We start from the raw sequence: 13,750 nt of genomic DNA, 5'->3' as shown, positions 1-13,750 counted from the left end.
ATTAAGTGAGACCCAGTTTTAATTCCTAAAAAAAATAATTTGGTTTAAATGTCTAAAAAAGTGCCTATTTGGCAGGTTACCATAGCTTTGATACGGATATCTAACCGTGGCTTTATTTAAATAGAATAATTATTTAAACAGATTATAGATTACTAAGATAATTGCTATTTTTACCCACTTAAGTCAAAATTGATTCTTATATAGAATGAAGATATACCTCCGCCTCACCCTTTTTTTAGTTTTTCTCGGTTTTGCAAATGTTGGTTTTGGGCAATTAAATGCTACGCAGGCAAGACATGAATCTTTATTGCAGAATCAGGTAGCAGTAACTCTTGATGGTAATTTAGGAGTTTTATATTCTAATACGGCTGGTTGGGCCTTAACTGTAGGTGGCTCGCCTGCCACAATAAGTAGCGTAATTGGCGCGCCTGGATCGAACGTGGTGACAATCTCATTTACACCTGCCATCGGTATTGGTGAAAGTGTAGTTGTAAATTTTGCGGGGGATGCTGCTATTAATAACATCGTAAATTTAAATTCTCAGAATAATTGGATTCAGGTATGTGATGATTTTAGTTGGGTTGGAAACAATGTTGCAACGGATGTCTGTGCACCAGTATCACCACAAACAAGAATGACTTTTGTTGTGACGGCTAGGTTAAGAAACTCTAGCAACTGGAATGTAGGGGCAATTGGAAGTAGAGTATTTTGGGGGGATGCTGGAAATACATTTACGGAAATTGGCACATATGAGTCTGATGCCGGAGGTAATCCAGCAGCTAATCAATTTTTTGTTACAGTTGATCACAGTTTAACTGGTTATAGTTATCCTGCCAATGAAAATGTTTGTGGTTATTCTTCGGCTACAAGACTTCGCCTGTATAATGCACCTGCTATTTTGTGTGCAATTGCCGATGCCAATCAAAATGTTGTTTATTCTTCTTATAATACCGATGGAGCAGGAGAAGGCGATGGGGCACTTGCATCGCAGCCTACTGTTGCCTTTACAGACCAAGTGTGTGAGGGGGATTTTGTCAATATGTCATTTGACGATATTTCTGATTTAAATTGTATTGATTTAGCTGCTGCTCCGGCACCATTTACTTTAAATTCCAGAGATAGGAACATAAGGGTAATTTATGGTTTTCCTCATGTTCCTGGTAATACCATAAGAAATGTAGAGGTGCTGGGTACTCAAATTACAGATGCTTCTGGAAACTTGTTAATCCCAGGAGGTTTTATCCCTACAATACCTAATGCTTTGGGAACACCAGATGCATTTGGGGTAGTCAATTTTCCTGCTCCTGTTGCCGGACCAGCAGGGACGTTAGAGACCATTACTACTTCAACACCCACACTAATAGGAGATGCTGGCAGAACTTTCAACATTACTATTCAATATTGGAATTTTTGTAATACTTATGATGGGTTAGGCGATGCTGTGGGAATGAATGCCAGAGAGATAACTGATGAAATTATTGTAGTTACTTCTCCTGATGCTCCTACTGTGAACAATCCGGTAGAGTGCGAATCTGCCGGTAATGGCTCATTTACAATAACTGCCAATGGTGTAGCTGGAGCTAACTATACCTGGTATGCTGATGCTGCTTTAACTCAAGTATTACAAGGCCCTAATAATGACAACACGTTTAACCCAGTGACTCAAGGGCCGGCCGGATTCAGAATTAACAAAAATGTGGCTACTAGTACAATATTCACAAGATATGTAACACAAACAGATCCTGGAGGTATAAATTGTACTAGCCCACCAGCTGAAATTACTATTCAAATAGATGCTCTTAATACTGCAGGTACAATCTCTCATCCATCTGGTGCTACACCAATATCAATTTGTACAGGAGATAACCCTCCGGCATTTACGAGTACTACTCCTGGTTCAGGAGGTGGACCTGGTGGCATATTTACCTATCAATGGCAATCTTCCACAACCTCAGCAGTTGCGGGATTCGCTGCTGCGTCTGGTATAAATGATCAGCCTACTTACGACCCACCGGCTCTAGCCACCACAACTTGGTATAGAAGAAGGGTAAGATCCGGGCAGTGTGCTGATGTTTTTTCAAATGTCATTGAATTTTCAGTCGATCAACCAGTTACTGCAGGTGCCATTGGTAATCCTCAAACTTTATGTACTGGTAGTGACCCAGCTGCATTAACAAGTATTGCACCAGCATCAGGGGGAAATGGCATATTCACCTATTTATGGCAACAATCGAATAGCTTTGGTGGGCCATATGCCGCTGCTTCTGGAACAAACGATCAAGTAACTTATAATCCCCCAGTTTTAACAAACACTACATTTTATAGAAGATTGGTATTTTCAGGAGTTTGCGCCCCTGGTTCGGCAGTATCCAATGTTGTAGAAGTTACAATGGATCAGATAGTAGATCCAGGAGTTGTTAACAACCCTCAAAATATATGTGCCGGGGATGATCCATCAATTTTAGGGGAAACTACTCCTCCTAGTGGTGGTGATGGGGTTACATATAACATCACGTGGCAGGAGTCTACCACTGGTGGAGGGGTTGGTTTTGTTGCAGCTGCAGGTGTAAATAATTTATCGACTTATGATCCGCCTGTTCTAACTTCCACAATGTATTATAGGAGGCAGGTTATATCAGGTGTATGTCCAACCACTTTTAGTAATGAAATTGAAATTTTAGTAGACCCATTACCCACTGCTACAGTATCAGGAGGTGGATCTGTTTGTGCTGGTACTGCTGCACCAAATATTGTCTGGACATTTACCGGCACCCCAAACTATGATTTCGTTTTAAGAACAATTACCGATCCAGGCGGGGCTAATATTATTGTAGACACACCTATCTCAGGGCACACAACCAATATATTTACAATTGTATCTCCAAATCCGGCTCAGGATACCGATTATGAGATAATTTCATTAGTTGATGATAATGTTTGCTCAGCGACTTCTCTGGGTGGAGTTGCTTCTGTTACCATAAGTCCTACTTTGCCTCCAAGTATAGAATTTTTTGTTCCCGGCTCACCTGTATGTGATGATGACTTGGCAACAGTTGCACCAACATTGACCGTAGATTTAGCACCTGATTTGATACAAGATTATGAAATTACTTATAATATAAATGGAGGTTCAGATCAAATATTATCCACTACTACAGATGCTTCTGGAGAATTCACGATTAATCCTGATTATGTGACTCAATTGGGTACTACTCCTGGTACTTATACCTTCGAAATTACTTCAATTGTTAATATTACTACAAACTGTAATGCGACCGGCCTTCCTGACGCTAGAGACATTATTATAAACCCACGACCAGCTGATCCCACCGGTCCTATTGGTGCAACTGCGTGTTCTTCAGATCCAACAGGAGCGACAATTTCAGTTGATGATCCTGGAGCAGGTTTTGTAGTGCGTTGGTATACTGCATATACAGATGAATTGACCAATACCCCTGCGATAGGAGTAACGGGAGGTTCAAATGAAGAAACTTTCACACCAAATAGCAATGCTACTCAAACTTATATTACGGTAATTGAGAGTAATACTGCACCAACTAATTGTCATAGCGTTAACACGTTGGATGTTGAACACATTCAAGATTTGTTGCCAACTGCCGCAGATGCTGATTTAGACAATGATGTAACTTTATTAGAAACATGTACAGATGAGTTGCTTCTTGGAGCAATTGCTGCCGATAATGGAGGTACAGGAACGTGGACTTTTCCAGGGCTTTTGTTTTATGAAGATTTTAATGGTTTTTCTGATGGAACCTATCAAAGCTTAGGAACTTTTGGTTGGTCTCGTGATATTTCTGCTACTGCCTTTGATGGTCCAACAGATCATTTTGAAGTACGATCTAATGCTTTTGAGGCAAATGACCTGAATGGGGAAGGTATATGGAATTCAGAGCCTATTGATATTTCAGCCATTGCTAATTTTGATATTTCAATAGATGCCATTGAAGTTGGTGATCATGAAGGAACAGATTACATACAATTGTGGTATCAAATTGATGCCAATGCTGAGCAGATGGTGGGTCAGGTCACTGGTAATTTCGGAACATCACCAATTTCAGGAACTATTCCAACAGGTGGAGGTACCAATGTAGTTATCCGAGTTAAGGTGCTTAACAATGCCAATGCAGAATTTTTATCTTTTGATAATGTTAGTTTAACTGACGCTGCAGGCACAATTCTGACGTTTGACGATATCCATGATGAAAACGCTACGGTCAGTGGCCTTCCTGTTGGAATAACTACACTGACTTGGTCGGTATCAAGCGCTTTAGGATCTTGTGCGCCATCTACGCAAACAGTTGATGTACAAAGAAATCCTCTCCCTACCGCAAATGACATAACTCCTGAACTTTGTGATGAGACATTTGGCAATCCTTTAGAAGTTACTGGAGTTGATTTGACAATTGCACTTTATTCTGATGCGATCACAGGAATTGTTGGTTCTGCAAATCGTTCAATTGCATATTTTGACGATGCATCAAGAAATATAGCTACTGACCTTATTCTTGATCCAACGGATGTTGATATAAGTGATGGTGAGGTTGTTTATATCACAGTCACAGATACTGATCCGTCTCTAAATACAACTTGTACCAGTGATAGTGAAATCACATTTACTGTATATCCACTGCCAGCAGTAACTGAACCAACAATAGCGAGTCGGACTTTCTGTGAGGATGTACAGGGGTCAGGGTCACATGCAGGTGTTGATTTAGATGCTTATAATGCACAAATAAGTGGGACTACAACAATAACGTGGTTTCCAACTTTAGCAGATGCTCAAGCAGGTTCTAATCAAATTGCTGCCGGAGCAGCTGTAGGTCAGGTTGGTAATTTTACAGCTTTTGGGGGGAGTTCTGTATTTGCAAGAGCTGAAGATGCCAACGCTTGTGCCAATTTTCAGGAAGTAGCATTTGTTACTTCTCCTTTACCAGCGGCAAATTCTATTAATGGTAGTACTATCCAGTGTACAAGTCCCTCACAAGTTAGGATATATCAGTTAGATCCAGCGACTAATGTCTTTGGCACTACTCATGTATATAACTGGGAAATAGATGGAAACGGCACTAACTTCGAGGTTTTTGATGGCACAACTTTCACGGTTACAGATTCTTATACAGTTACTCAAGCATCTTTTTTACTTCTTTTAAGGTTTCCTAATGCAGGAACATTTGATATAGTTGCTTCAGAAACAATAGATGGATGCTTGGGGCCTGATGCTACTACTACAGTTAATGTTACAGGAGCACCACCACCACTAGTTTTTGATGCTCCTGAAACACAAGTTTGTAAGGGAGAGACAGGGGTCACATATTCATTAGTTGGAGGAGCGCAAGTTGGCTCAAACTACGTTTGGGAAGTTCAAGGTGGTTCCATAGTAGGGCCGTCAAGTGGTAATTTCGCATCTATTACTGTGAATTGGGGTACTTCAACTGCGCCACCACCATTTGTGAGAGTTACTGAGTCGAACTCAAACCTCTGTGCTGGAGCGCCAGTATCAGTGAATGTATTCCTCAATGATGTTCCGGTAATGACCTCCGCAAATAGTACAACTATTTGTAGTGGTGATTCCCCATCTTCTAATATCAATTTTACCGCTACAGTTGGCGGTGTTGCTCCTGTAAATCCAATTACTTTTAACTGGAGGGTCACAAATGTAGCTGCGAATGTTTCGGGTGTTGTTTTAAATCAAACAGGTGTAGGAAATTTAACAGATCAAATTACCAATGTTTCAGGATCTTCCGGTATTGTTCAGTATATAGTTACGCCTACTGAAAATGAACTTCCAGTATCACCTGCTTGTGAAGGAGTTGGTCAAACAATTACAGTAACAGTAGAGCCGCAGCCAGTGATCGTACCTTTACAGGTGAAGACGATCTGTAGTGGGGACAATGTAGATTACCATGTCAACCTAACGCCAGCAGGCTTACCATTGAACACCGAATACACATGGGGACTTCCAACCATGTCGGCTGGCCCAGCTCAGGGAAGTATTGGAACAGATGTACCTGAATCAAATGCATTGACCATTACTGATGTATTGACCAATACAACAGGAGCAAGCATCACGGCTACGTATAGTGTCACCCCAACGGTGGATGGCGGATTAAACTGTACAACCTTACCAGCGGTAGATGTAGTGATTACTGTAAATCCAGAGCCTGTAATAATACCTGCCCAGACGAAAGAAATTTGCAGTGGCGAAAATGTTAATTATGAGATATTATTATCACCATTGAACCTACCAGCAGGTACAGTATTTAGTTGGGCAGATCCAGATGGAATAGGTCCTGCAACATCACAGGCTGGAATAGCTATGGGAGCGGCTGGCACTTTGCACATCACAGATGTCCTTACGAATACTACAGGTGCACCATTTGATGTAACTTATGTGGTAACCGCTACAAGTGGAGTGGCATGCGATGGTACCATAGAAAATGTAGTAATCACAGTAAACCCAGAGCCGGTAGGCATCAATACGACAGAGACGATATGTTCAGGGACGAGTTTTAGCATCAATCCTCAAACGAACAATATAGATGCAGGAGCAGGCAATGGCGTACCAAGTTCGTTTACGTGGAGTGCGGTCTATGGTGCAGTAACAGGCGGGGTAGCGCCAGCACCCATCCCCAATGGCGGATTGTTATCAGAGACGTTAACGAATGTAACAGGAGCTTCTATAGATGTAGTGTATACAATCTTCCCGACATCAGATCCAGAGGGTTGTGCGGGCGTACCAGCCCAATCCTTTACCCATACGGTAACGGTAGACCCAGAGCCGGTAGGCATCAATACCACAGAGACGATCTGTTCAGGCGAAAGTTTCAGCATCAATCCTCAAACGAACAATATAGATGCAGTTGGCGGCAATGGAGTACCAAGTTCCTTTACATGGAGTGCGGTATATGGCGCGGTAACAGGCGGGGTAGCACCAGCACCCATCCCTAATGGCAGTAGTTTATCAGAGACATTAACGAATGTAACAGGCGCTTCGATAGATGTAGTGTATACAATCTTCCCGACATCAGACCCGGAAGGCTGTGCGGGCGTACCGGCACAATCTTTTACCCATACGGTAACAGTAGACCCAGAGCCAGTAGGCATCAATACCACAGAGACAATTTGTTCAGGGACGAGCTTTAGCATCAATCCTCAAACGAACAATATAGATGCAGTTGGCGGCAATGGAGTACCAAGTTCCTTTACATGGAGTGCGGTCTATGGGGCAGTAACAGGTGGGGTAGCACCAGCACCCATCCCTAATGGCAGTAGTTTATCAGAGACGTTAACAAATGTGACAGGCGCTTCGATAGATGTAGTATATACAATCTTCCCGACCTCCGATCCAGAAGGCTGTGCGGGCGTACCGGCACAATCGTTTACCCATACGGTAACAGTACAGTCAGAACCAGTAGGGTTTGATGATTTTATTTCTGTTCAATGCAGTAACACCATACAATACAACTTCCAAACACAAAATATTAATGACACTTTTAATGGGGGTAATAGTGTTTTGAGCTTGTTTTCATATACTGTCTCAAGTGATAACGCTGGTGTTGTCCCTGAAGCTGATAGAATACCGGCTAATAAATCTGTTAGCCCTATTAATCATACGTATATTAATAAAACTGGAACCGATGCAGTAATAACTTACACTGTTATACCATATGCCCTTGCTGGTAGTAATTGTGAAGGTGATCCATTTATCGTGCAGTTTACTATTGAATCTGATCCAGTAGGATTTGATGAACCCGTACCAATAGAGATATGCAGTGATTTTGATGGTTCGAGTCATTTAATTTATGATTTACAAGGTAATATTGATGATACTGGTAGCGGTGGCAATGAAGTTGATAGTGAATTTACATTTACCGTTAGTGGCTCATTAGTGTTACAGCCTAATAGGACAATAAGAAGTAGTGCTGGAATTGACTTCAGTTATGTAAATCAAACTAGTTCAACAAAGACCATCACCTATGTAGTTACACCTTATGCAGACACTCCAAATGGTTGTCAAGGTGACCAGTTTACGCTGAAATTTGATATCCTTCCAGAACCAGTAGGTGCTGATCAAGATAGGCAGGTCTGTGGAGGAGCAACTTCACTTGTTGCCTTTAATATACAGGACGCTATTTCTAATACTATAGCTAGTGAATTTACTTATACAGTACAGAGTGATGATGAAGTAGCTGTTCCAACACCTGGAACCTTGGACAGAATTACTGCATCCAGTGACCCAATTGCAGATAACTATACTAACCTTTCTGGTGATCCTGTCATTGTTACCTATACAGTAACACCATTTGACGCTGCAACTGGTTGTCAAGGTCAGAATTTTCTTTTGAATTTCGAAATAGTACCTGGCCCTGCGGGTGTTGCTGATGCCGAAGATGTGTGTAGTGGTGACCAAATTAATTATGACATTTTTGCTGATAATATTGATAATGGAGGTAACGGTGTTGCTGGCACATATAAATATACAGTAAGTGCCGTAGATCCAGGAGGTGATTTATCACCAGTTCCTGCTTCTTTGAATAGAGTGGTAGCGACCATCCAGCCAATAGCTGATACATTTATTAATTCAGGAAACTCAGCAATTACAGTTACTTACGAAATAACCCCTGTTAATACTTTAGGTATTGGCTGTGACGGTGAGCCATTCGAAGTAACTTTTGATGTATATCCGGCACCTATTGGTACCGATGATTTAGATGAAGTGGTGTGTAGTGGAGTAGCTACCAGTTATGATTTGCAGGGTAATATCAATACAAATAATGGATTGAATAGTGAATTTATGTACACTGTATCCTCTAGCGATCCGATTGCTGTTCCTCCGCTGGCAGGTCAGGCGTTTGCTACTGGTCCAATTTCAATACCAGCGGATTCATATATCAATACCACTTCTTCAGCAGTATTTATTACTTACACGGTTACACCTAGAAGAATTGGAGCTGCCCCAATAAATTGTACAGGAGAGAGTTTTGATATTAGATTTAGAATAGATCCAGAACCTGTGGTTGACCCATCACTAACAGGACCATTCCCTATATGTAGTGATGACTTAACTGGCATAAACCTGAGTACTGCCGGAAGTTCTGTTGGAGCTGCATATTATACCATAAACGTGAATCCAAATGGGCTAATACAGAGTGCAGGCACAAACAGTTCTGGCATCAACAAAACTGCCATTGAAATTGCTGGAGATGCTTGGACCAATACAACTAATGCACCTGTTTCAGTATTCTATACGGTAACACCTTTTAGCTCATTGGATTGTGAAGGAGAGCCATTTGTTATTGCAGTCTCTATTAATCCAGAACCAGTATTTGATGCTACTATAAGTCCATTTCCGGTGTGTAGCGATGATCCTTTAAATGTACAGTTAGGTGTGGCACCAACGTCAGTAGCAGCCACTAGCTATGATGTGATATCTGTAACTCCAGATACAGGTTTAACTCCAGTGGTAACTACTACAGGAAATGGACTTACATTAAATGCTATTGTTAACGATAGATTCATTAATACAACAAGTAGCGCCAAAGAGGTTCGTTATGTTGTAAGACCAGTTAATGGAAGTTGTATCGGAGATAATTTTACATTGGTCATTACGATTTTCTCTGCGCCTAATTTAGATCCTTTAGATGCTACAGTATGTAGTGATGAATTATCGGGGATAATTTTATCTGCGTCTACAGGGGCTCCAGCTGCCCAATATAGGATAGTATCCGTTGTTCCTGAAGCAGGATTAACAATTGTTAGTCAGACTGCAGATAACACCTTGACTATTGATCCTAGTGAAATAGCAAACGATCAGTACATAAATAATACTTTAGGTGTTTCGCTGGATGTAGTCTATACTATAATTCCAATAGAAGGCCTTAACTCATGTGAAGGCCCTGCTGAGATAGTTACTCTAACGGTGGAACCTGAACCTACTTTAGTAATACCCGGAAACGAGAATATATGTAACGAAGATGTCACTTCAATTCTGGTGTCTTCTATTACAATTCCTAAAAGTGGCAACCCACAAGATGTTACATTTGATGTTCAGGCTACACCTATCGGTTCTGTTACTGGAGCCCCATTTGTTAGACAGAATCTAAGTAATGGATTTGTAATCGAAGATAATCTAAGGAACTTAGGAAATACAGTTGCTGAGATGCAGTACTCAATTACACCAAAGCTGCTTGGTGGGTGTCCTGGTTCACCAACAGTTGTAAGCGTTTTTGTCGAGCCTGAACCAACAGGTTCTTTTGATCAAATTTTTGTAACAATTTGTGAGGGTGAATCGATAGGTGATCTGGATAATTTTATAACTACAAGTAAAATACCTTCTGGAACTGGAACAGTCGAATATGTTATTCAAGGGGCTGTTGCTTCTGATCCAGCTGTTACTGATTTCAGTACGTCTGGTACGTTAACTACTATAGCACCAAATAATGAATTGAATGATATTATTAACATAGGGGCAGGTATAACTACAGCACAAACGGTTACATATACACTATTACCAAGAATTGTTGGTAGTGATGCTGGAGATTGTGATGGTACACCATTTGATTTTGTAGTAACAATTAACCCAAGACCAACAGTAACTCCATCTATTAATGACATTCAAATTTGTAGTGGCGAAATAGTCAATATTTCATTGCCAACAGATGTGACTAATTCTATTGCTGCATGGACGGTATCTTCTAACCCGAATGTTATAGGTCAGTTTGATGGCCTGGGAGGATCATTATTCCAGTCATTGATTAATACGTCTTCTACTCAACAAGTCTTAACATATACTGTAGAGCCATTCTTGTTGCTAGATAATGGCTGTACTGGGCCGGTAGAAACCATTACTGTGATGATTGATCCTGTACCTGATGTTATTATCAATGAAAGCCAAATATCAATTTGTGCTGGTGAGACTGTAGATATATTGCTGGATGGAAATACACCAAATACGACTTACATTGTAAAAGCATCATCAACTAACCCAGATATTTCAGGGTATGTAGCAGATACTTTGGTAAATGGTGAATCCATTAATCAGGTTATTGCTCATACAGGTACAACGCCAGGAACAATATTGTACACAATTACTCCTCAAATTATTCAACCTGCTCCAGATGTTGACCCTTGTGCTGGGTTGCCACAAGTAGTAATTGTAACAGTTAGTCCTCCAGTGAGTGCTGAAATCTTGACTGAAGATGAGATACTATGTATTGGAAATAACAAGGCTATAGAATTCCAATTGGCAGGTTCTGCGCCATTTAAATTGACCTTGGAGAAAACAGATGCAGATGGTTTTGTAACTACTGAGATACTTGAAAATCTGGCGACTAGACACGTAATATTAGCTAATGAGTCTGTTTCTTACCGAATTGTTGAAATGGAAGATTTCTATAATTGTGTAGTTAATCCTTCAGATGAGGTAAATATTGTATTTGAGCAGGCGGAAGCGGACTTCACCATAAATGGATCGAAGAATCCTGAGGCGGTGACATTAGACTTTAATTCTGGCACAGTGACTGTTGACATAGTTGTTAATAATTTCCAGCCTGCCAATACTTATAAATTGCAAATTGGGGATGATATTTTGTTAGATGATGAAATATCAGCGAGTTTCCAATATACATTTACATCACCCTCTGAGTTTGGTACGCTGGGTTACTCTGTTGAATTACAGGTAGAATCACCAAACGCAAATAATTGTAATGATGTTGAGAACTTCTTTATTGAGGTGTTGCCAGCACAGCCTACAGTAGTTGGTGTTGCTGATATTTTAGAAGGTTGTCCTCCGTTTACAGTCAACTTTGAAAGTTTCAGGGAAGACCTTAGCCTTTCAAAGAATATTGTGGTTGAGGACTTAACATGGACAATTGATGGTAATACACTGAGAACACCAAACCCGACATTTACATTTACTGAAAGAGGTGTTTATAATGTTCGTGTTGAGGGTGACAATGGTCATGGGGATACAGCAACTGATGAGCTGGTAATAACTGTGTTTGACAAGCCATCTGCGATATTCGAAATCACTCAAACTGTAGTTTATATACCAGATGATGGTTTTAGACCTACCAATAGATCGCAAAGAGCTTCTGAGTATGAATGGGACTTTGGAGACTTCTCCTTTGGGCAAGAAAATATGTTTAGAAGCCCAGAGCATTTCTATGAAGAGGAAGGTGAATATATTGTAACTCTTAATGTCAAGAATGACTTTGGTTGTGTTGATTCTGCTGTAGATACGGTAATTGTAGAGGAAGGTGGCTTTACAAAAACCCCTAATGCCTTTACGCCTAGCTTGAACGGACCATCGGGAGGTGCAGAGTTTGATCCAAGTGTACCTGGTTCTGGAGATGCGGCAAATGATATATTCTTGCCAATTACCAATGGTGTAACCGAGTTTAAGATGTATATCTATGATCGATGGGGTAACCTGATCTTCTTTAGTGACAATAAACGTGTTGGATGGGACGGATACAATAGCAAAGGCCAATTATTGCCGCCAGGTGTATATGTGTATAAACTCGATCTCATATTGTCGAGCGGACAACGAACGACAAGGGTTGGAGATGTAACTTTGATTAGATAACTTGAACTATAATTGAAATGAAAAAAGTTTTACTGCTTACGATTCTTTTGGTTACTGGTCTCAAGTTGCAGGCTCAGGATCCGCAGTTTTCTCAGTTTTATAATGCTCCATTATATCTAAATCCTGGTTTTACGGGTATAACACCTCAGCAGAGGTTGATTGCTAATCATAGATTGCAATGGCCTAATTTGCCTCAGGTGTTTTCTACATATGCCGTTTCTTACGAGATGTTTGTAGGTGAGCTTAAGAGTGGCTTTGGGCTAATGGCAAGTACTGATAAAATGGGAACTGGTGGATGGAGAACAACCAATGCTGGTTTACTTTATTCATATAAAATTAGGGTTAGTAAAGACTGGGTGTTTTCACCAGGTATCTATTTTGGATATGGACAGCAGGGTATTGACCAAAGTAAGCTGCTTTTGGGAGATGAGCTGGCTTCTGATCAGGCAGGATCAAATGACAGTCAGATTTTAAGAATTGACAACGCACAATACTTTGACGTAGGTTCAGGTATAGTAATGTATAATAGAGCCCTCTGGTTTGGTATTTCAGCTTACCATATGAACAACCCGAACATCTCTTTAATAGGTAACGAGAGTAGACTTCCGATGAAACTTAATGTTCATGGTGGAATGAAATTACCATTATATAATGGCCCTAGAACCATTAGTCGGGTTTCCTATTTAACACCTGGTTTTGTTTATCGCAGACAAGGTACGTTCTCACAGTTTGACTTTGGTGTTAATTACCATATTGACCCTGTTTCTATTGGTGTATGGTACAGAGGGGTGCCTTTGCAGCGTTCGTTCCAATATCTGGGTATAGAAGACAAACAGGTGCAAAATGATGCACTGGTGTTCTCATTGGCGCTACTTTTCAATGCTTTCCAGGTGGGCTATAGTTATGACTTTACTATTTCTGAGCTATCAACAGCGGCTGGAGGCGCACATGAAATCTCGCTGATTTATGAGTTTGTAGCTAAGCCTTTTAGAAGAGGGGTGAAACGCAAAAACAAGCTGATACCATGTCCAACCTTCAACAGTAAAGAGGGCTTCTGGAATTAATCCATTTGTCTACATATAATTCCATTCAACAGACAAAGATGTAGTTAGTCGATTATTATTATAATCCATTGATTTACAA

General features: G+C 40.6%; 2 protein-coding genes. Both read left to right on the top strand.

Features of this window, described 5'->3' with window-relative positions; genetic code table 11:
* Positions 1-205: 205 nt before the first annotated feature.
* Positions 206-12,607 carry a PKD-like domain-containing protein gene (locus tag RIB54_RS09880; protein ID WP_350100766.1) on the top strand — a complete coding sequence of 4,134 codons (12,402 nt, stop codon included), beginning with the start codon at positions 206-208 and terminating at the stop codon, positions 12,605-12,607.
* 17 nt (positions 12,608-12,624) lie between these two features.
* Positions 12,625-13,671, top strand: a complete 1,047-nt coding sequence (locus tag RIB54_RS09875) for a PorP/SprF family type IX secretion system membrane protein (RefSeq protein ID WP_350063170.1) — start codon at positions 12,625-12,627, stop codon at positions 13,669-13,671.
* Positions 13,672-13,750 lie beyond the last annotated feature (79 nt).

Origin of the sequence: Fulvivirga sp., assembly GCF_040218215.1 — a bacterium.
Lineage (GTDB): Bacteria > Bacteroidota > Bacteroidia > Cytophagales > Cyclobacteriaceae > Fulvivirga.
This window is presented reverse-complemented; position numbering and strand designations above follow the sequence as displayed.